This is a genomic window from Legionella gresilensis, assembly GCF_900639865.1.
In the GTDB taxonomy this organism is placed as follows: domain Bacteria; phylum Pseudomonadota; class Gammaproteobacteria; order Legionellales; family Legionellaceae; genus Legionella_C; species Legionella_C gresilensis.
Genome location: NZ_CAAAHX010000003.1, coordinates 170,615 through 192,107, shown reverse-complemented (window position 1 = coordinate 192,107; position 21,493 = coordinate 170,615). Strand labels below are relative to the sequence as shown.

The window sequence follows — 21,493 nt, the reverse complement described above, 5'->3', positions numbered from 1 at the left end:
CAATCAATGACCAATATTTATATAGTTGATGTATTACGTACTCCGGTTGGTAAGGCGCCACGTGGTGTGTTTAAGCATACACTACCTGATGACCTTTTAGCCCATACAATTAGGACGTTAATGGCACGTAACCCTTCTGTTGACTGGAAAGCGGTTGGCGATGTAGTGATTGGCTGCGCTATGCCTGAAGCAGAACAAGGTATGAATGTCGCCCGTATTGCATCATTACTTGCTGGCATGCCAAATTCTGTACCTGCCATGACAATCAACCGTTTTTGCTCTTCCGGTGTACAAAGTATTGCAACGGCTGCGACTGCTATTAGTCAAGGCGCTATGCCTCTAGCACTAGCAGGAGGTGTAGAAAGCATGTCTATGGTACCTTTAGGCGGTAATAAGTACACAGCAAATCCTGCTATTTTTCAAAATGAACATGTAGCTATTGCTTATGGAATGGGTATTACCGCAGAAAATGTAGCAAAACAATGGGAAATTTCGCGCGAAGAACAAGATGAATTTGCTGCCGAAAGCCATAGGCGGGCCATTGCTGCACAGCAACGGGGCGATTTTGATCAAGAAATAGTACCTATAGAAATTACTGAGCGTCATCCTAATTTATCAACTGATAAAGTCATTACTCATAAGCGGTTAATCGATAAAGATGAGGGCCCTCGTGCTGATACGTCTTATGAAGCTATTGCGCGTTTGCGTCCTGTCTTTTCAGCTAAAGGTAGTGTAACAGCGGGTAATAGTTCACAGACAAGTGATGGGGCAGCTATTGCTCTATTAGCGAGCGAAGAGACGATAAAGCAATTTGATTTACAGCCTATAGGACGCTTGCTTAGTTATGCAGTTGCAGGTGTTGCGCCTGAAGTAATGGGCATAGGACCTGTTAATGCTGTTCCGCTAGCTCTACAAAATGCAGGAATTACTTTAGAGCAATTAGATTGGATTGAATTAAATGAAGCTTTCGCAGCCCAAGCGTTAGCTGTTATTAAGACACTTAATTTGCCACGTGAAAAAGTTAATCCGTTGGGGGGCGCTATTGCTTTAGGCCATCCACTTGGCGCTACAGGAACAATTCGTACAGCTACCTTGTTACATGGTTTGCGTCGTACTAAAGGACGCTATGGTATGGTCACTATGTGTATTGGCACCGGTATGGGGGCTGCTGCTATTTTTGAAGCTGTCTAAAAAATTAAATTTACAGCATAGTTTTTAAAACTATGTTGTAAATGAAGTTAAATTGATAATTATTCTTGTAATTTTCTCAGTCGTTCTATATCAGTTGGTTTCTTTGTAAATTATTTGCATAATATGCGTATTTAGTGTGTGTAAAATAATTATGAAAAAAAGTATTGGTATATTTTTATTGTTATTTACAATGCAAGTATTAAATGTAAATGCTCTTCCTCTTAAAGAAGATAAGGTAACTGATTTTTTAAAAACTCACTTTCAAGAGCAACTGCAGTTATTAGAAGACATTGTCAGTATTAATAGCGGTACTGCCAATATAAAAGGCGTTAAAGAGGTAGGGGAGCGATTAGAAAGTGAATTAAAGCAACTTGGATTCACTACTAAGTGGGTGAGCTTGCCGCCTACAATGAAGAGGGCTGATACCTTAATTGCTTTTCATCAAGGCAATAAAGGTAAACGACTTTTATTAATAGGCCATCTTGATACAGTTTTTTCAGCCACTAGTTCCTTTCAACGTTTTAACTTAAAAGATAATATTGCAACCGGGCCTGGTGTCATTGATGCTAAAGGAGGTGATGTTGTTATTATTTATGCTTTAAAAGCCCTAGATAATGTGGGTGCATTATCAGATGCAACTATCACTGTTGTATTTACAGGTGATGAAGAGGATTCGGGAAAACCAACAAAGGTTTCTAGAAAGGCATTAATGGATGCCGCAACTCATAGTGATGTTGCATTAGATTTTGAATGGTCAATAACTCAGGATACAGCTACGGTAGCTCGTCGCGGTATTTCAGACTGGGTAATTAAGGCTTCTGGTCAAGAAGCCCATTCTTCGCAAATTTTTAAACCAACAATAGGAAATGGGGCTATTTTTGAGATAACGCGTATTTTAAATGCACTGCGTATTCGTCTCACTAAGGAACAATATTTAACCTTTAATCCTGGACTAATTATGGGAGGAAATACAATTGAAACGAATAACCATTCCCAGAATTTAGTTTTTGGTAAACCAAATGTTGTTGCCAAGATGGCTATAGCTGAGGGTGACATTCGGTTTTTAACAGAAGAGCAAAAAGAGCGTGCTAAAAAAACAATTTCCTCAATTGTACAGCAGCACTTAACGGGTACAACTGCTAAAGTAATTTTTAAAGACGCTATCCCTTCTATGTCACCTAGAGAGAATAATTTAAAACTATTAAACATTTACAATAATGTAAGTTTACAATTAGGTTATGGTAAAGTTACAGCACTTGATCCGGGTATGCGTGGAGCTGGAGATATATCACATATCGCTGCAATTGTACCTTATGCTTTAGCTGGTTTAGGGCCTGTTGGCAGTGGGGCGCATTCTGAAAAAGAAACATTGAATATTCAATCCTTGTTAACTCAAACTGAGCGTGCAGCATTGTTAATGTATCAGCTGATTAATAATCAAGGCATATTTGACACTAAATAACTTCTTAACTAATCTGAATTTTTAGCAAATGCTTGTTTGGAATTTTGGATTACGCTAAACAAACGTTATCCCGAAAAATGCGAAGCATTTGTACAGGATTCAGATTAAACATAAATAAATCTGATATAAAATTTAGCAAATATATTTTATGTCGAATTTACGTTTATTATATTTTTTATCGTAAAAATATAGGACCTTTCGGCCCTACGGCTACCCCGTATTGGATAAAATTAGTATTCATCGAACCCGAGCAGGTGATGCGCGTACCTATTTTATTAAAACGTTAATTGCTGGACAGACTTTTGCTGATTTAGCCAATAATGTAAGAATAACTGCTGTAGTTGTAGGTTGTAATGTGGCTGTTGTTAATGTTAATTAATACTATAGCGTCTCCAACTAAGCTTCATACTGCGTTACAAGCTGCTCGGCGAAGTACAGTACTTGTTTGTACACTCCTTCGCCTCTCTCCCTTGTGCCTGGTCTGAAACTTAGTGGGAAACGCCATAATTATTAAATCCCTTTATAATAGGGCTTTAATTTACAAATTTTTTTTCTCAGAGTTTAGGAAACTAAGCTTATATTTTACAAAAATTTTAAGTCTTTAATGCTTTATACTCTTTTAATCAATGATCCTATTTTCATTTGGTAATTATGTATTTCATTTAATTTGTATTAAAATTATACAGATAAAATTTATTTTGATCAAATTATATGGTTTTTATAGATTATGGTTACAACACATAAAGAAATGAGTCATATTTTAGGCTTAGAGTAAAATCCTTTTTTAAGCTTGAGTGACAATACTGGCTGGCAAATTGATGATGCTCTTGGTAGTACCATAAAAAGATTTAAAATATTTAAACCTAGTTGGCATCTAAATTTTTCCTTATTATCTCCACAATCTTCGAAGCAAATAGACGAACTATTAAATGGTAATTATGTAGGCTTTTTAACCAAATGGCCTAAGCATGCTTATACTTTGCATGCGGTTCGAGAAAAGAAAAATATACATTTTATTTATGTGAATCGTGGGCAACGCCATTTTACTTTAGAGTCTGGCCGCATTTCACAAGTAATAGTTTTTACTGTACAAAGAGAAAAAGCGAGGGAGTTTGCCAATGAGATGTTTGGTGCGTCTAATTCCTACTAATCTATCCGAGGAAAAATATCAGAGTTCCTTATTAAGAATAAAAAAATGGAAAATACTCAATTGGCTTTAATAATAAGTAAGAAGGACCAGAAAACAGGAAATTGTTCGGTAGCAAACTCTAATATCAGTTGGCATTTCCAATTAGCCGCGAATTATATGCAGAATAATCCCTCCAAAACCTTTGGGGAAGCATATGAAGCAACAGGAGATGAATATAAAAAATGCGATTTAGAGATAGAGTGGGAGCATTTAAATACCTTTTAAATGATAGAGACCACTATTTATCTTACCAAGCCTATTTCTATAATTACTTTCAAGCAATTGAAAAATTTAAAAAAAAGGAGAGATTTCCTCTCTTTTAGATAAGCTTAAAAGTGAAAAATTGATTAACCTAATAGTTGAGCCTTTAGCGCGTAATAATTTTATAGAAAATTACATAGAAGCTAAAGTAATTGAATATAAGAAGAAATACAAGCTTAGTGAGTATGAATTAGAATTTTATAAAAAAAGAGCTAGCTAAAAATTTAGGTGCTATAAGAGACGAGATATTAGAATGTGTATTTAAAGAATTACCTCTAGTAAAGCAAGAAGAATATATAAATAATAATCATTCATTATTGAAATATGCTACACCAAGTTTACAAAAAAAGTTCATAGAAAATGATATTCTTTTACTTGATGAAGCCTCTGACGCTGTACAGCTTGAACTCTTAAAAGAAGATTATAATAGATATTCTATTTATGCAAAGCCTAAAGTAATTAGAAAATTAGATGCGTTTCAAGACAGGCAAGATGAAGCTGAAAAGTTTCTAGATGAACGGCTTAATTATCGTTTTAATAGCTTACATACAACAGATATTCAAACTAAAAAAGCTAGTAATAATTAGTTATTTAGGCAGAGTGCTAATAGAAAAGAAGAAACAATTAATAATATGCTTAGAATTTTAAATGCATATGTTTCTGCAGAAGATAAAAATAAGATAAAAGAAGAGTGGGAAAAGCTCTGTTTAGTTTGCGCTGAGCGTAGATTTTACCTAACGGGTGATAAATATTCAATTCATACCCAGTCTATTAAATGGTTAATTGAAAGGATTAGTAAAGATGCGCAATTAAAAGGTATTCTGGGTTTAGGAAGTTCAGAACAAATAATAGAGGGGATCAAAGATATTATTGCAAGAAAGAATGCTGAAATTGCAGACGGAAATGATAATTCTACCTATGAATCAAACTTTGAAAATTCAGATAAAAGTAATAATTATCGACGATAATCAACAAAAAGAAAGACTTATTATACTTTAACTCACACTAATAAGTTAGATAATTCATCAAGGATATTGCTCAAAATTTGATTTGTACTGTGAATATCCTACGCTTTAAGATAAGGGGCGTATCCTAAGGAGCGTGCATGCGTTCATTTATTATTGCTGCGTGTTTGTTTGCAAACGTAGCTTTAGCAGACGAGATCATCGGTTTTACGGCCTTTGAAAATGAGGATTACAATACAGCTTATCCTCATTTAATGGAGTCGGCTAAACAAGGCAATGACGATGCGATGTATCTTCTAGGCAGAATGTATCAATATGGCTATGGTGTTAATCAAGATGACGCTAAAGCTGTTGAGTGGTATCGAAAAGGAGCTGAAAAAAATAATGCTTTAGCTCAACTTAGCTTAGGTTATATGTATGATAATGGTAAAGGCATACAACGAGACTTTAAAGAAGCCTTTAAATGGTATATGAAAGCTGCAGAACAAGGTAATTCAATTGCACAGCGTAATATAGGGCTTATGTATGCTACTGGGGATGGTGTGCAAGCGAGTGATCAGCAGGCATTTGTCTGGTTTAAAAAAGCAGCTGAAAAAGGCTATTCTAAGGCCCAAGTTAACCTTGGGTATCAATATATGACTGGAGTAGGCACTGAGAAAGATGTAGAGAAAGCACTGTATTGGTATAATAAAGCGGCTGAACAAGGGGATCCTAAAGGTGAATACAGCTTAGGTCTATTATATACCGGCAAATTTGGGATAGCTCCCGATCAGAAAGCAGCTTCTTATTGGTTTTCAAAAGCAGCTAATCAAGGTCATCGTAATGCACAAGCTTATTTAGCTTATCAATATTTACATGGATTGGGTACACCCACTGATCCCAAAAAAGCTGCTTATTGGTATCAAGCTGCTGCTGAAAGAGGGCATGCTGAAGCACAAGCAGAGTTAGGTCAACTATATTTGAGTGGTTCAGGTGTTGATAAGGATTATCAACAAGCGGCTTATTGGTTTGGAAAATCAGCGGCACAAGGCGATCCTGTCGCTCAGGGAAAGCTTGGCTATTTATATCTAGCCGGTTTAGGGGTTACTAAAGATAATGCTCAAGCTTACGCTTGGTTTAAGCTAGCTGTGGATAACAAAAATGAGGGTGCTGTCGATGAGCTAGCGCGTCTGGAAACTAAATTAACGCCGCAGGAAAAACAACGAGGTGAACAAATTTTTCAGGAGTTAAAAAAGAAAGGGGCTATTCCTGAGGGTGGAGATGAGGGGGAATAAAATACGATTTTATATGTTAAAATTAAAAAAATATTTTGATGAGTATTTAATCTAGGAATTTATTGAATAAAGATAAAGAATTATTGCTTAATTTTACTTAAGATCTCTATTTGCTCAAGTTGTGGATTTTCACTTTTTTTACCACGATAGAACAGACTATAATTTTTAAAATTTGTAACGCGACTATTTTTAAGTGGTTGAGTATTAAATATGCCTAACCCACCTACTTTTTCTGCAGCTTTGCTATGTTCTTGTTTAAATTTTATCCAGTTTTCTTCACTTTTCGGTGTCGCAAATGGGTTTATCCTTGAATGATGACATAAGATATCTAAATGTTTCACAGCATATTTAATAATGGTAGTAGGATTTTGTTTTCGTGTTTGTGCATCCGAAATCATATTTATAAGTTTCTGTAAAGAAATTGATTTTTCAGAACCATTTGAAAGCCTAGCTATTTCATCAGAAATAAAATTGTTAATATTATTTAGTAATTTATAGGACTCTAAGAAAATATGTTCTTTAGATAAAATACTATCATTTAAAGATAGAGGGTGACCTCTCATTTCTGCTAAGGAACTTAATCGCCATTCTATAATTGTACTGGCTGCAATTCGTTCTGTATTATCATATGTATGAAGGTTTTTAAACTCAATTATTTTGCTTACAATATTATCATATATTGGTTTAATTTTGTCTTCACCCACCTTTTCTTTTCCATTTAGATAATTCAAATAATAAATTTGATCAAATAAATCCGGTACTTTATAAAGTTCTTGCAAGAATTCTGCGAAATCCTCATCAGATATTTCATCTTTTTTCAGTATTTCTTGAAGTTTTATTTTTAATTCAACAGGCTTTGTAAAAGGCGCTAATTCTTCAGCATAAGTTTCTAAATAAGTTGGTAATTGATCAGCCATTTCAATTGCAGTACTAAAATTAAATAAATTTCGATTTTCATAAATTTCTAGTGTGTTAAGAATACCACGTGCCAAAACAGCTGCATTGTAACCAAAAGCATCAAAGAGATTAGGCTCAAACAAGGTTGCTGGTGGAAAACCATTTTGTAATAAAAGGCGAGTTAACAACAAGTTTGCAAAGGTACGGCCATTAGCATCACAAAATGGGTGAATGCGCTCGAAAGCTTGAACTGTTTTACCAATAATGTCGAGTTTATTAGTAATTGTATTTGCTTTAACAATTTCTTCATTATAATGGTTAATGACCCGATTTAATGCTTCCTCTATACTTTCCGTTGGCGGTGCATGATAAATAACTAAAGGTGCCGTACTTAGTTTAGCTGCCAATGTTTCCATTGTTTCTGAAGGATTTTCTTTTAAATAATCAGCAAATGAAATTTGTATGATTTTTCCATCATTGTTTTTAACAGTTTCAGCTCCAAATATGCCATGCAAAGCAGATTGTATATATGCGCCATTTAGATAGCCATTTGGGCCCTTGTTAATTTCATTTATGAGGTCTAGAAAGCCTTCTGGCGTGTTTCGTTCAGGCTGAAGAGTAAACTGTGGCGTTTTTGAGCGAAAGTTTCCACGTGGTCCTTCAATCATTTCACCTGTCACATTTTTTGTGACAGTTTGATGTAGTGTTTTCAAATAGTCTAAAGTCAAGGGAGCTTCTAAATTAGAAGTACATAAATTCAGACCCTGAAAACAAGCTTTTAATGCTCCTCCTTCTCGCGCTTCATAGTCCAACCACCCTTGATTAGAATTTATAGTATAAAGTGCGCCGTCGACAAATAGGCGCCAAATTTCTGTTTTGCTATAATGACTATGGAAATCTTGTAACGCTTCTTCACGAGATTTTATTGGGATGGGAGTATCTTCTAAAGACTGGTCCTCTATTTCATCGGTTAAAATAGCTCGATAATAAGCTACAAAAGACTCAAGCGAACCGTCATAATTAAATCTCATCTTCATTTTAAAATCCAACTAAACTTAATTACTAAATTATAGACTTAAAATCTTGATGCTATTTAAACTGGCGCGATAACAAATAGGTTGAAATAATATCAAAAGTTAAATTTAGAATTTATTAAAGTTAGAAAAAATGGGATTAATGCAAGATTTAATTCATTAATTGGTTTAATTATTATGTGCTGCGAGAGTTTAAATCACAAAGTATTTAAGCTCTCAGCAATGAGATTAACCGACAATTTGCCTTCTTTGTCTTTACTTCGTCTTAAAATAGTAAAATTAGTCACACTTAAATCATCTATTTTGACATTGGCAATACTTAAAAAATACTCACTTTCAATAGTGATAAGCTCTCTACGCAGATTTAATTTTTTTAATAATTGATTAAGTTTTTGTTCATTCAAAATACCCGTTCTCCCTCGAGCATTAATGATGTCAGCGATTTGCTGCTCACTAAATTTATTTCCTAGCGCCATTAATACCTTTCTGGGCGCTGTATTAATATTGATAGGGGTAACAGTAGGTAACGCTGTAATAAAAGGGCTAAGTTGCTGGTAAATTTCACCAGTGATACCTCGAACTAAGCGTAACTCTGACACACTTTGAAATAGTTGTTTACTAGGATAATAAGGTGGTTTTTGTTTTAAATAGTAAGTAATAAATTCATCATTCCCGCGCCCTGGCGTGTAAGGTGTTAGCCATTGCAAAATTGCCACAGCTAAGCGCTCTTGCTCTTGAGGTGGCGTTTTAGTTAAAACATTGCTTAAAAATTTTAAAAAAACGGGATAGTAATTTTTATCACTTAAATTATTTAAATTAAAGAATGCTTGTAAGTCATACAAAGAGCCACTGATGGTAACATTGGGATAAATAGAAGAATACTGCTTAGGAAAATTTTTCACTTTGCCGTGATTATTGGCAATAGTATATTGATTTTTCACATCAATAAGTTCCCCCATAGCCCAAAAAGCAACAACTTGCGAAGCAAGGTATAATTTATCGCTGGTAATAGTTAATTGGGTACGATAAATATCAAGTTGTAGGCGAATACTCATGGCAGTAGCAGCAATAGCAACTAAAGTCATAATGAATAAAGCTGAAATTAAGGCGCTCCCTTTTCTATAAAAATTAAAAGAAAGAATATTTACGTCCTTAACTTGCATATAGCGCCTTAGGAATAGGTAAAAGTAAACTTAACTTATCGCGATGGTTAAGTGTTAAAGTTAGTTGAATAGCTTTAGGTAATGGCTCGACCTGCTCAAGTTCACCAGTACCTACATTCCAGCTAGGCAAGACTTGGAGGCTTTTATTTAAATAAGCAAACTGACATTTATTTAAATTATCTAATAAAACTCTATCGTCATATTTATCTTTATTTGCTGGATCTAAACTTGGCCAAGTCCTCCTTATTAATTGATTATCTTTACACAATAAACCTACCCGTAATAAAGTACTCCTTTTTTCCATGCTATCAGGATTAGCATGGCCACCCCGTGTGAATTCCGAATAACTTGCCTGACCAATAAAGGCGGGAAATAAGTGCATTTCATTGGCACGTACTGGCCTATTGATTATTTGCAAGCTATCTCTTTCCAATAAGCTGATAGCTAACTGTAAGCTCGTAAAACGATCGGCTTGCTCGGTAACGCGGGCACGCGTATTGAATGCATAATATAAGGCAGTAGAAGTTAAGGTAGCCAATATGGCAAATACAGCAATAGCAATTAATATTTCCAGTAAAGTAAATCCGTTAATTGACCTCTTTTGAAATTTTGTGGATATACCCTTATGATTTGTGCCATCTTTACATCTAAAGTTTTTTGGCAGCTTTGCTATGTGTTTTGAAGAATTATACTTGCTCATAAAAATACCGATAAGCAGTTAACGCTTCGCTAAAGGGGCCAGCTTGATTTTTGCTCACTTTAATTTGGATTTCTTGCACAGCGTTCATAGGGGTCTTAGTTATCTTAACTCGCCAATACCAGCGTTGGCCAAGCATAGTTGTTACTTGGGTAACTTCCTCATTTAAAGCAGGATTTAATAATTTAAGCTGTACCATATTTACCCCTTGCAGGGCGATCCAATGACTTAATGTCTTATCTTTAATACGCGCTGTATTAGCAACATTTTGAGCAGTTACTTTTAATAAAGCAGTCAGGGCAATAGCAATGATAGCCAATGCAAGGAGTACTTCTATTAAGGTAAAACCGTCCTGAAAATAGTAGTTAAAGTATTTATTTCTCATTTCATTTTTTGATTATCAAAGGTTAAAGCACCATTATGTTTGCCTATAAGCGTTATTATATTTGGCTCGGCAGATGTACCGAATATCAACGTAAATTCAGTCATACTACCAGAAGGTGTAATTATAATATTAGGACCTATATTATTCTTTAGTTGAGCTTTCAAGGTGATAACCGTATCTTTTGGAAAGAAGCGATGGAAAATGAGACTATTTTTAGGCATAGATTGCCAACTATTATTGCTATGGCGATAAGTTTCATAACCTTCATTATTAATAGTTACTCCAAGTGTTACCATTTCTAATATAGCGCGTTGTTGGACAAGCTTAAGGTACGCACTAAACTGCTCAGCAGTAAGTTTAATTCTTCTACTTGTACCAAAATCGCCAAATGCAAATAAGGCAACACTTGCAATAATGCCAATAATTAAAATTACAACTAATATTTCAATGAGGGTGAAACCACGCTCATTTTGTGTCCCAGTTACCAATTTCTGCATCTTTACCAGTACCACCAGGTTGGCCATCCGCTCCTAAAGTAAATACATCCACTTCACCATGTTCACCAGGATTTAAATACAAATATTCACGTCCCCAAGGATCTTTGGGTACCGATTTTAAGTATTGTTTCCAATCACGCGGTGCAGGGTTACTGGTAGGTTTCTCTACTAGGGCTATTAAGCCTTGATCAGTTGTTGGATAAAAACCGTTATCTAATTTATAAAGATCGAGTGCGTTTTGAATGGCTAAAACATCTTGCTTAGCTTTAACAGCTCGCGCTTCATCTGGACGGCTAATAATTTTAGGTACAACGATAGAAGCTAAAATACCTAATATTACAACCACCACCATGATTTCAATTAACGAGAAACCCTTTTGTGTCCTCATACATTCTCCTGCGAGTAAATTACTAAATGATAAACATTAACTGATCAATACCTGTTTAAGTGACTAACTGCTCCATTGAAAAAATAGGCAATAAGGTTGCTAACACAATAAAAAGCACTACAGCACCCATAAGCATAATGACCATTGGTTCTAAAAGCGTAAGAGCCGTATCGATTAATCGTTTAACTTCATTATCTAAATGAGATGCTGCGCGTTCCATCATTTCCGCTAATTGCCCACTTTTTTCGCCACTAGCAATTAAATGAATCGCCATTGGGCTTAAAAAATGAGTTTCTTTTAAAGCAACACTAATTCCGGTACCTTCACGTACGCGAGTTGTCGCGATATCAAAAGCATTTCGCATAACAACATTGTTCACAACACTTGCTGAAACACGCATAGTTTCTAATACATTAACTCCGGCAGAAAATAGTATACCAAAGGTATGAATATAACGCGCGACATTTGTTGATCGTACTAAATAAGATCCAATGGGAATTTTTAATAAAATTCGATGCCATATTGTTTTGATTACTAAATTTTTTAAACTTCTACGAAATACCATCAGTATTAAGATAAAAGTAATTAACACATATAAACCATAGGCTTTAATAAAATCGCTAAGAATAATGAGCACTTTAGTCATAGCAGGCAATGATTGGCCACTGCTAGTAAATACTTCGATAATTTTTGGCACTACAAACGCTAATAAAAAACTTATAATAGTTATAGAAACAAAAATCATCAAGGAAGGGTAAATAAGGGCATGTTGAATTTTTTGCTTAGTAGCTTGTTGATTTTCGGTATAATCAGCAAGTTTTTCTAGAACTAAGTCTAGACGGCCAGTTTGTTCTCCTGCGCTAACAGTAGACCGATATAATTCAGGAAATGAATTAGGAAATTCCCCCATTGCTTGAGCAAGAGAATAGCCTTCAAGTACTTTAGCGCGAATACCTATCAGTAACCCTCTAACTCGCTCTTTTTCTGTTTGCTCACTTACTCCACGCAGAGATTCTTCTACAGGGATACCTGCTGCTAAAAGTGTCGCTAACTGCCTCGTTAATAGCGATAAGTCTTGGGCAGAAATTTTGTCTCGCCTACGCGGTGTTGCAGTTTGCTTCGTTAAAGCACGAACTTGGGTGGGAATTAAACCTTGATCGCGTAATAATTGCCTAGCTTGACGCTCGGAATCGGCTTCAATTACACCTTTATTTGTATTTCCAGCTGAAGTTAACGCTTGATAATGATAAGCACCCATATTTTTTTTAAAGAATATCCCTTATAACAGTGTAATCTATTAGGTTTCAGAAGTCACTTAAGGTAAACTATTTATTAGGCTTCTGTTGTTACTGAGCTGTGAGGTAATGGAGAAACCTACTTTTTGTGCAATTTTATGCTTAAAAATAATATAGCTTTTGCATGAAGGCATTCTAACATTGAGTTTAATTCAGCCAGAATTGAAAGAGGCCGATAGTTTAACCTTGGAGATAATGATGAGTAACAATGCAGTTCAGGCAGCAATTAAAGAACATGGTGCTAAATTTGTTGATTTGCGTTTTACGGATACCCGAGGTAAAGAGCAGCATATTACGCTGCCTATCTCTGCTGTGGATGAGGATCTTATTGAAAACGGTAAAATGATTGATGGCTCGTCAATTAAAGGATGGCAGAAAATTCATCAATCGGATTTAGCATTAGTTCCAGATTGTGAAAACATTTTAGTTGATCCTTTTTATCAGGATAATACCTTAATTATTCGTTGCAATGTTGTTGATCCGCAAACCATGATTGGCTATGATCGCGATCCGCGCTCACTTGCTAAGCGTGCCGAAGCTTATTTAAACTCAACCGGCATTGCCGATGCAGCCTTATTTGGACCTGAGCCTGAATTTTTTATATTTGATGATGTTCGTTGGAAAACAACCATTAATAGCTCTTTTTATGAAATAGATTCATCAGAGGCTCAATGGAATTCTGGTAAAAGTTTTGATGGTGGCAATATTGGACACCGTCCTCCTATTAAAGGTGGTTATTTTCCTGTTCCTCCAGTCGATTCTTCACAAGATATTCGTTCAGATATATGTCGAACTTTAGAAAGTCTAGGTATTGTTGTTGAAGCGCATCACCATGAAGTGGCTACCGCGAATCAAGGGGAAATAGCAACTAAATTTGGCACATTAGTTAGAAAAGCTGATGAAATGCAGCTTCTAAAATATGTTGTTCATAATGTAGCTCATAACTATGGTAAAACGGCTACCTTTATGCCTAAACCATTGGTAGGGGATAATGGGAATGGTATGCATTGTCACCAATCACTGATAAAAGATGGTGTTAATATTTTTAATGGTGATAAATATGCTGGTTTGTCAGAGACAGCGCTTTATTACATTGGTGGAATTATTAAGCATGCTCGAGCATTAAATGCTTTTACAAATCCCGCTACTAATAGTTATAAGCGCCTAGTGCCTGGTTTTGAAGCACCAGTTTTATTAGCTTATTCAGCTCGAAACCGCTCTGCTGCCATACGAATACCACATGTTGGAAATCCTAAAGGTCGCCGTATTGAAGTACGTTTCCCAGATCCAACAGCCAATCCATATTTAGCTTTTGCTGCGATGATGATGGCAGGCCTTGACGGTATTCAAAAGAAAACTCATCCAGGTGAACCCATGGATAAGGATCTTTATGATCTACCACCTGAGGAATTAACTGATGTACCTACAGTTTGTTCTTCACTTGAGCAGTCCGTTGAGTACCTACGTCAGGACCAAGAATTCTTATTACAAGGGGATGTTTTTACTAAAGACTTTATTGAAAGTTATATTACCTTAAGAGAGGCTGAAATAGCTCAGGTAAGAAGTTTAGTGCATCCGTTTGAATTTGAACTTTATTACAGTTTATAAGAATTGGCAGCCATGCTGTCTATAAACCTAATTAAAGGTCAGTTTTGCTTTTGTGAAACTGACCTTTAAACGTTAATTGATTAAATAGATTCAGAAGTAATTGATCAGAGGATAGGTCAATATCTAAGTGAAGTGTTATCTTTATAGTTGATCACTTACATTCAGAAAGCTTTGCTAGCTATCATTAAGGGACGTTACTTATGATAAAAGTTATTATTTCTATTTTCTTTTTATTTTTTGTTTATCCATTATGGGCTGAAATATATAAATGGACAGATAGTCAAGGCGTTGTTCATTTTAGTGATGAGCCTCATCCCGGAGCAGAAACAGTTGTTTTGCCACCTACACAAAGTAGCAATCCACCTCCTTCTAATGTACCAACTACACCGTCAACCCCAGTTACGGGGAATAAAATTAATAAAAATTCTCTTATTCAACCTGATTACACAGCGACTATTTCTCAACCTAAAAGTGATTCGACTATCCGTAACAACCAGGGATATGTGTCAGTTGCCATTGAGGTTGAACCTGAAATACAACAAGGGGTTATGTTACAGCTAATCTTTGATAATCAACCTTTAGGAAAGCCGCAAGTAGGTAAGAATTTTATTTTAAATAACGTGAATCGTGGTGCTCATACTCTTGCAGTGCAAATCATTGGCGCTGATGGTGAAGTGTTAAGTACAAGTGATCCTATAACTTTTTATATGCAAAGGCCAAGAGTCGGTATGGTACCAAATACACGTCCAGCAAATACCCCTTGAAATTTTACAGATCGACCTCATATTGAAAAACAGTTTTTATTTTATTACATGCATTTTGCAATGCTTTAGGGGAGATTTTTAAATGTCGGGCAAGAAACAAACAATGGGATTCCAAACTGAAGTCAAACAGATGCTTCATTTGGTTGTGCACTCGCTCTATAGTAATAAAGAAATTTTTCTGCGTGAATTAGTATCAAATGCGTCAGATGCGCTTGATAAACTTCGCTTTCTAGCGCTTGCAAACTCATCTTTATATGAAAAAGATTCAGATCTTAAGATTACCATTGATTTTAATGAGAAGTTAAAAACAATTACCATTAAAGATAATGGAATAGGTATGAGCTGGGATGAAGCGGTTGAGAACTTAGGGACTATCGCTAAATCAGGCACTAAAGAATTTTTAAATCATTTAACTGGTGAGATGAGTAAGGATTCGCATTTAATCGGGCAATTTGGCGTAGGTTTCTACTCAGCCTTCATCGTTGCTGATAAAGTAACCGTTAAAAGTCGCCGTGCTGGTCTCGCACCTGAAGAAGGTATTATTTGGCAATCTAATGGCGAAGGTGAGTTTACTATTGATCAAGAAAAACGTACTGAACGCGGCACAGAGGTTATTCTTCATTTAAAGAAGGAAGAGGATGAATTTTTAAGTGACTGGCGGCTCCGCGGTATTATTAGTAAATATTCAGACCATATATGCTGGCCAATTGTAATGAAAAAGGCTAAGGATGAAGAAAAGGATAAGGATAATAGTAAAGTTGAATATGAAACAGTCAATAAAGCGACTGCTCTTTGGACTATGCCTAAATCTGAAATAAGTGATGAAGATTATAAAGCTTTATATAAGCATATTTCACATGATTATCAAGATCCTTTAACTTGGGCACATAATCATGTTGAAGGTAAGCAAGATTATATAAGTTTGTTATACGTTCCAGCGCATGCTCCCTTTGATTTATGGCAACAAGATGTAAAACATGGTTTAAAGCTTTATGTTAAGCGTGTTTTTATTTTAGATGATGCTACTCAATTTTTACCCCGTTATTTACGCTTTATAAAAGGGATTATTGACGCTAGCGATTTACCTTTGAATGTTTCTCGAGAAATTCTTCAAGATAATAAACAAGTAGAATCAATTAAAGCTGCCTCTACTAAACGTGTTTTATCTATGCTAGAAAAGATGAGTAATAATGATACAGAAATGTATCAACGTTTCTGGAATGAATTTGGTTTGGTTTTAAAAGAAGGGCCTGTAGAAGATTTTGCTAATCGTGAAGCAGTGGCTAGATTGCTTCGCTTTGCTACGACCCATAATGACACTGAGAAACAAAATGTCTCTTTGATGGATTACATTTCTCGTATGAAAGAAAAGCAGGATAAAATTTATTATATAACAGCTTCTAGCTATAACGCTGCTAAACACAGTCCTCACTTAGAAATTTTTAAGAAAAAAGGGATTGAAGTGCTGTTATTAAGTGACCGAATTGATGAGTGGTTAGTAGGTTATTTAAGTGAATTTGAAGGTAAAAAATTACAATCCATTAGCAAGGGTAAAATTGATTTAGAACCTGAAAAAGATGAGCCAGATGTCAAAGAGCAGGAAAAATCGTTAGAGCCGATGCTTAAACATATGAAAGAAATATTAGGTGATAAAGTTAAAGAGGTGGCTTTAACCAATAGACTTACTGACTCGCCTGCTTGTATTGTGGCGGATGAACAAGATATGGGCCTGGAAATGCAGCGTATTTTGCAAGCTGCTGGTCAACAAGTACCAGGCGTTAAGCCAATTTTTGAAATTAATCCACAGCATGACTTAATTAAGCGATTACATGACATTGAAGATGATGCTCGTTTTGCTGAATGGGTTATCATGCTGTTTGAACAGGCGGTTCTCGCAGAGGGTGGACAATTAGATAATCCGGCTGATTTTGTAAGTCGAGTTAATAAATTACTTATGACTGCTGCTTAGTTTATAAATTAACTATTATTATCTTTTTTGTTTATATCCATCTTGTCTTATTTAAGATGGATATAAACTTTACTTAAGGGTCAAGTAAGAGCTAGAGGATAGCGCTTAGTTGCGTTGTTTCCTCTTTTTGTTCTTTCTTCCCTATTTCAAAAGCACTAGTATTTTCATTTTGGCTAAATAGGGTATCTTGTGATAATGAAGCAGGCATATTAGATGAACGTTTCCAGCTTGGTAAGGGTTCCTCTTTCTTTTGGTTTAAAACAGGAGAGGTAGAGGATACTTGTTGAGTTAGCGTTGCACGTTCTTTATTTACTAATTTCAATTTAGGCTTGATAAAGCAAACCATGCGATTACGACTAGGATCACCTGCGCGGATCATCTCGACATCAGCACCAGTGACATCGTAATTAAGACCTGCCTCTTTGCATAATGATTTCCAGTGCTCCATTGAACGAAATAACCTAGTTTCATGCAATTCATCTTGCAAACTAGCTCCTGTGACAGCGTTGAAAATCATATGTGCTCCATGTGCCATCACCATATCAGATTGATTGCGAACATCATGATCGACTAGCAGAAAATGTCCTTCTGGCCTTAAGACTCGTCTAACTTCTTGCAAGAAAAATTTTACTTTATTTTCTGGAAAGTGATGTAAGCCAATATAACATGTAATGACATCAGCACTGTTGTCAGGTAGCTTATGTAAATTAGGATCACTATAATCTAATTTAGTAAATTTATGATAAGGTCTTGGAAATCCAGTCTGAACATAATCAGATAATTTTGGGCCTTCGTAAACCGCAACTATATTGCCTGTGACCTTGAAATGTTTCTTAAATCCATCAACGAATCTGCCTGGATAACCAATTTCAACTAAGCCATTTATTTCTTTAGTGCCGTCTAGCAAAACTACTGCTTGTTCAGTTAAATCATTTTTTATTTCAGATAATGAAGTTAATATATTGCGAAAATCTGCCAGCGCATTTGCAGAGATTTCAGGAAGACGACGGCATAATTCCTGGTATATTTCTGCATGGGAATCATTATACCTCATCACGTCTTCTAACAAGCTATACAACTGTTTAGCCTCAACACGTTTAAGAACTACGCTAAGAAAACCGCTAAAACGCTCTTTCATTTCTTTGGTTTTCATTAGTTCATTAAAGTAATTAGGCCTGGTTGTTTTATGTGCAAAAAGGTTGTTATAAATAGGTGCAAGATATTTTTGATAAAATCCACTGACAAATAGTTCATTCGGATCCACTTCATGCTTCATTCGCATAGCTTCAGCGGCTCTTGGATAGGCACGATTAAAGTCTTTTGGATTTGATATATGTTGATAGGGCAAGTAATAAGTACCGCCATGTTCAACAGCTAAATTTTGTGCTTCGCGTAACCACTTTTTCGCTTTAACGATTTGTGAATGCTGCAGTGGTTGGTTAAAACATAACACTACGGCAAAACGATCACCATCATGCGCATAGGACATTGGAGATGCATTGTGTTGTTTTACAAAACGTACTGAAGCATTAATTAATGCTACTTGATTGCTGGTCAGTAGTCGGCTGAGCGCATACAAAAAGTCTCTCAGATTTTCTTCTGGAATAAAATATTCTTGTAACCATTCCGCTTCACTAACAGCATTGTTGAACATGGCATTAATTGGCGGCTGCATAATTTGATTTACTGTCATTGGCGGTGAATCATTTTTTAATAGGCGGCCATACTCTCTTTGCCAATATTTGCCTCTCATCCAAGCAAATTGATTAGCCATATTTACTAAAATACGGTTGAAACGCGAACCATATGTTCCTTCTTGAGTCAAGTTTTCTGTTTTTACCTGCTTTGAATTATCTACTTGAACATAATCAACCGCGACTCCTGTGCCAAGTAAATCTTTTGGATCAAGTGACAAACGGTATAAATGCATACGTATATTATCATTTTGCTCGACGTTTCTACGAAAATGATCTACGTAATCACTTAGCTTAACTTCCGTGCCTATTTCTTTTAATAATTTGTTATCGCTTAACTGAAGGGTTACGCTCGTAACAATACCAAACAGGCCTAAACCACCAGTAATAAAGTGAAATAAGGGTTCTTTTGGAGTAATTGTTTGTTTTTCACCTTGGGCGTTAATGATATCCATAGAAAGTATTGTGTTAGACAGTACGCCCGTACGATGGTTCCAACCATGAATATTGGTGCCAACTGAGCCGCCCGCTGAAAATACATTGGAGGCTTGCTGAACCTCAAGAGCGAGTCCTAATTTGTCTGCATAATTTTGTACATCTTCCCAATGTGCACCTGCACCTATTGTGGCTGTTTTTTCCCTTGCGTTAATTTCTATTGTATTTAAATAACGCATATCGATAGCGATACTTTGTTCACCCTTCGCACCTTCAGGAAAATATTGCTTACCTTGGCTTCTTCCTGAACCTATAGGCATTACTTTATGCCCATTTTTAGCTGCATCTTTTATAATGTCTATAACATTATCAATATTTTTAGGATACTCAATCTTAGTGTTTAAATCCTGGTGTAATTTTCCACCTGATACTAAACCTTGAGTCGGATTATCTGTATTAAAGTGAAGTTGGACAAGTTTTGGTTTAAATAAGCCAACTGGTGACGCTAATAGCGCTAAGACATTTTTACTAAAAAGAGTAGCGTACTTTTTAAGTTTAACTATACGATCATCTTGTACTTCATCTGATCGAGTAAATACACCTATACTGTAGCGGATACCTATTCCCAAGGAAGTTATCATATCAATAGCGGTTGCCGGCAAAAACAATCCACCATAAATAGTACGAAGTTTTATTTCCTTCCATAGTTTTCCAAATAAATTACTTGGCTCGCTTAAGTAAGTTCTTTCTATCATAGCAGCAGGCCATGCACTAAACTTGCCTATCTCTGGTAACATTTTGTCTATCTTAGATCGCATTGATATTTTTCCTAAAAGTTATGGATAAATTTTACTTGAACATTTTCATGGTTATTGAGTGCATTAACAGTTTGCTGTAATTCCTTGACAGGCGTATCAAAGAGACAAATTCGACGATTGGCATTAACTCGGTCACCATATGAGTAGAGAAAGCGAGTATTAGGAACTCGCATGAGTTCTTTTTGACGAAGTTCTACGGAGGATTTATTAGATTCTGTAATTTCACATTTCACTTGGATATTGTTTTGGCCGGCAATTTTCTTTACTTGAATACCTCGCTGGCTCAATGATTTAAGATCTTCCTGAAACGCTGCATAACGTTGCGTTCTAAGCAATGCATAGACAGAAGTATATTTTTTCTCTTCCTTGTTGCTTTTTACATACACATGTAAATTTTCAGTACTGTCTTTAACCTGTTTATCGTATGCACTTTTTCTGACAATAGTTATTTTATCTTTTATCTCATTTAATTTAGATATAAATTCTTGTTGAGCAACTTCAGGATCGACTGCATTTTTTGTATTGAACTTAACCAGCACATCTGTTGTAGCGGGGACAATATTAGTTTCAGAATGATACCAAGCGCTTAAAGGTTTCGAAATCCAATGGCGAGCAAATAACTCCATGGACAGCAATTTCCAGCTAAACCAATCACCCCAAGTTTTAGTGCTTACACTACGATATCCCTCAGCTAACCTCGCTCTAATTTCATTATATTTCTGATCATAAAAAGGGATGGTCTGCAGATCATTGGCGTACTGGGTAAAGTATTGCGCTAATTGACTTTGGATCTCAGTATTATTTTTTGCCTGCAAAAAAAGACTAAAAAACAAAGATAATACGCCTTTGGGCATTAATTCAACTGTAGTAAAAACCCCAATGAAAATATCCATGAACATATATTCTGAAGCCAAAATTGCTTTTCGTGGGCTATGTTTTGTTGCGGAAGAATATGATTTATAAATCACTTGCCACAAATCTACGATTTGCCTGAAATAAGGAAAGCGAAACATTGAATTTCCTTCTTTGACAAACTTACCTAATTCTTCTGCCATTTCGACATTGCGCCATTCAGGGCCAGTCATATATGATTGAAATTGCTCGCGGACGTAGTCAGGTTTTTCAGCAATTTTTAGTTTTTTGTTTAATAACTCTAAAAATTTTCCCATCAAAATTACTCCATGTTAGGTCAAATTATATGAATGAGTTAAATTTGAAAGTAAGTCTTAACTTGCTTAAATTAATAACAAGCTATGATTTAAAAAAGTAGCTCATATAACAATTTCTCAATAAATTAGTTAACCCTTTCTTAAAGGGTGACCGGAATCGAATTTTAAGCATAAGTTAGGATTTGTGAAGTGTCTTGATAATAATTTATTAATTTTTTTTAATAGTGCTTTTCCAATGTGCAACTTATTGATAATTTTGAAAAATTATTATTCAGTTTAGGGCGGTATTTTGCATATATAGTGCAATAAATAAGCTGCATCTAAATCTTAGAAAAAAT

Annotated in this window: 20 protein-coding genes; 11 read left to right on the top strand and 9 right to left on the bottom strand. The window is 35.5% G+C overall.

Annotated elements, in window-relative coordinates; all coding sequences use genetic code 11:
* Window positions 1-6 precede the first annotated feature (6 nt).
* From E1P04_RS04500 to E1P04_RS04470, 8 genes are all read left to right on the top strand, one after another.
* The gene (locus E1P04_RS04500; RefSeq protein WP_131781732.1) at window positions 7-1,191 is read left to right on the top strand and encodes an acetyl-CoA C-acyltransferase; all 1,185 of its coding nucleotides are present in this window, start codon (window positions 7-9) and stop codon (window positions 1,189-1,191) included.
* 151 nt (window positions 1,192-1,342) lie between these two features.
* Window positions 1,343-2,653: a M20/M25/M40 family metallo-hydrolase gene (locus E1P04_RS04495; RefSeq protein WP_131781731.1), complete on the top strand. Its 1,311-nt coding sequence runs from the start codon at window positions 1,343-1,345 to the stop codon at window positions 2,651-2,653.
* Window positions 2,654-2,873: 220 nt separating this feature from the next.
* A complete protein-coding gene (locus E1P04_RS17570; RefSeq protein ID WP_165482673.1) occupies window positions 2,874-3,032 on the top strand; it encodes a hypothetical protein in 159 nt (52 codons plus the stop codon).
* 411 nt (window positions 3,033-3,443) lie between these two features.
* Window positions 3,444-3,803, top strand: coding sequence for a hypothetical protein (locus E1P04_RS04490; protein WP_131781730.1), 360 nt, complete (start codon window positions 3,444-3,446; stop codon window positions 3,801-3,803).
* A 45-nt stretch (window positions 3,804-3,848) separates the two neighbouring features.
* On the top strand, window positions 3,849-4,067 hold the full coding sequence (locus E1P04_RS04485; RefSeq protein WP_131781729.1) for a hypothetical protein: 219 nt from the start codon (window positions 3,849-3,851) through the stop codon (window positions 4,065-4,067).
* Window positions 4,068-4,420: 353 nt separating this feature from the next.
* Window positions 4,421-4,690 (top strand): hypothetical protein, encoded by a 270-nt coding sequence (locus E1P04_RS04480; RefSeq protein ID WP_131781728.1) that lies wholly within the window; start codon window positions 4,421-4,423, stop codon window positions 4,688-4,690.
* Between the two features lie 45 nt (window positions 4,691-4,735).
* A complete protein-coding gene (locus E1P04_RS04475; protein ID WP_131781727.1) occupies window positions 4,736-5,071 on the top strand; it encodes a hypothetical protein in 336 nt (111 codons plus the stop codon).
* Window positions 5,072-5,208: 137 nt separating this feature from the next.
* A complete protein-coding gene (locus tag E1P04_RS04470; RefSeq protein WP_131781726.1) occupies window positions 5,209-6,342 on the top strand; it encodes a tetratricopeptide repeat protein in 1,134 nt (377 codons plus the stop codon).
* 80 nt (window positions 6,343-6,422) lie between these two features.
* Here the strand turns inward: E1P04_RS04470 and E1P04_RS04465 are convergent, their stop codons facing one another.
* From E1P04_RS04465 to lspF, 7 genes are all read right to left on the bottom strand, one after another.
* On the bottom strand, window positions 6,423-8,276 hold the full coding sequence (locus tag E1P04_RS04465) for a Fic family protein (protein WP_131781725.1): 1,854 nt from the start codon (window positions 8,274-8,276) through the stop codon (window positions 6,423-6,425).
* Between the two features lie 194 nt (window positions 8,277-8,470).
* Window positions 8,471-9,436 (bottom strand): type II secretion system minor pseudopilin GspK, encoded by a 966-nt coding sequence (gspK, locus tag E1P04_RS04460; RefSeq protein WP_131781724.1) that lies wholly within the window; start codon window positions 9,434-9,436, stop codon window positions 8,471-8,473.
* Complete coding sequence (gspJ, locus tag E1P04_RS04455) at window positions 9,426-10,136, bottom strand: type II secretion system minor pseudopilin GspJ (protein ID WP_131781723.1); 711 nt, start codon at window positions 10,134-10,136, stop codon at window positions 9,426-9,428. Before gspJ ends, gspK begins: the two co-directional genes overlap by 11 nt.
* Entirely contained in the window at window positions 10,123-10,518 is a 396-nt protein-coding gene (gspI, locus tag E1P04_RS04450; RefSeq protein WP_131781722.1) for a type II secretion system minor pseudopilin GspI, read from the bottom strand. The genes gspJ and gspI overlap by 14 nt, the downstream gene beginning before the upstream one ends.
* Window positions 10,515-11,015, bottom strand: a complete 501-nt coding sequence (gspH, locus tag E1P04_RS04445; RefSeq protein ID WP_131781721.1) for a type II secretion system minor pseudopilin GspH — start codon at window positions 11,013-11,015, stop codon at window positions 10,515-10,517. Before gspH ends, gspI begins: the two co-directional genes overlap by 4 nt.
* Window positions 10,984-11,403 carry a GspG family T2SS major pseudopilin variant LspG gene (lspG, locus tag E1P04_RS04440; RefSeq protein ID WP_131781720.1) on the bottom strand — a complete coding sequence of 140 codons (420 nt, stop codon included), beginning with the start codon at window positions 11,401-11,403 and terminating at the stop codon, window positions 10,984-10,986. The genes gspH and lspG overlap by 32 nt, the downstream gene beginning before the upstream one ends.
* 55 nt (window positions 11,404-11,458) lie before the next feature.
* Window positions 11,459-12,661, bottom strand: a complete 1,203-nt coding sequence (gene lspF / locus E1P04_RS04435; protein WP_131781719.1) for a GspF family T2SS innner membrane protein variant LspF — start codon at window positions 12,659-12,661, stop codon at window positions 11,459-11,461.
* 235 nt (window positions 12,662-12,896) lie between these two features.
* Between lspF and glnA the strand changes: the two genes are divergently transcribed.
* The 3 genes from glnA to htpG all read left to right on the top strand — a co-directional run bounded on the left by glnA (window position 12,897) and on the right by htpG (window position 17,039).
* Entirely contained in the window at window positions 12,897-14,306 is a 1,410-nt protein-coding gene (glnA, locus tag E1P04_RS04430; RefSeq protein WP_131781884.1) for a type I glutamate--ammonia ligase, read from the top strand.
* Window positions 14,307-14,506: 200 nt separating this feature from the next.
* On the top strand, window positions 14,507-15,070 hold the full coding sequence (locus tag E1P04_RS04425; protein WP_131781718.1) for a DUF4124 domain-containing protein: 564 nt from the start codon (window positions 14,507-14,509) through the stop codon (window positions 15,068-15,070).
* Between the two features lie 82 nt (window positions 15,071-15,152).
* A complete protein-coding gene (gene htpG / locus E1P04_RS04420; protein WP_131781717.1) occupies window positions 15,153-17,039 on the top strand; it encodes a molecular chaperone HtpG in 1,887 nt (628 codons plus the stop codon).
* 91 nt (window positions 17,040-17,130) lie between these two features.
* Here htpG and E1P04_RS04415 read toward each other — a convergent pair whose 3' ends face one another.
* Window positions 17,131-19,986, bottom strand: coding sequence for an FAD-binding protein (locus E1P04_RS04415; protein WP_131781716.1), 2,856 nt, complete (start codon window positions 19,984-19,986; stop codon window positions 17,131-17,133).
* 11 nt (window positions 19,987-19,997) lie between these two features.
* Window positions 19,998-21,155, bottom strand: a complete 1,158-nt coding sequence (locus tag E1P04_RS04410; protein WP_131781715.1) for a hypothetical protein — start codon at window positions 21,153-21,155, stop codon at window positions 19,998-20,000.
* Window positions 21,156-21,493 lie beyond the last annotated feature (338 nt).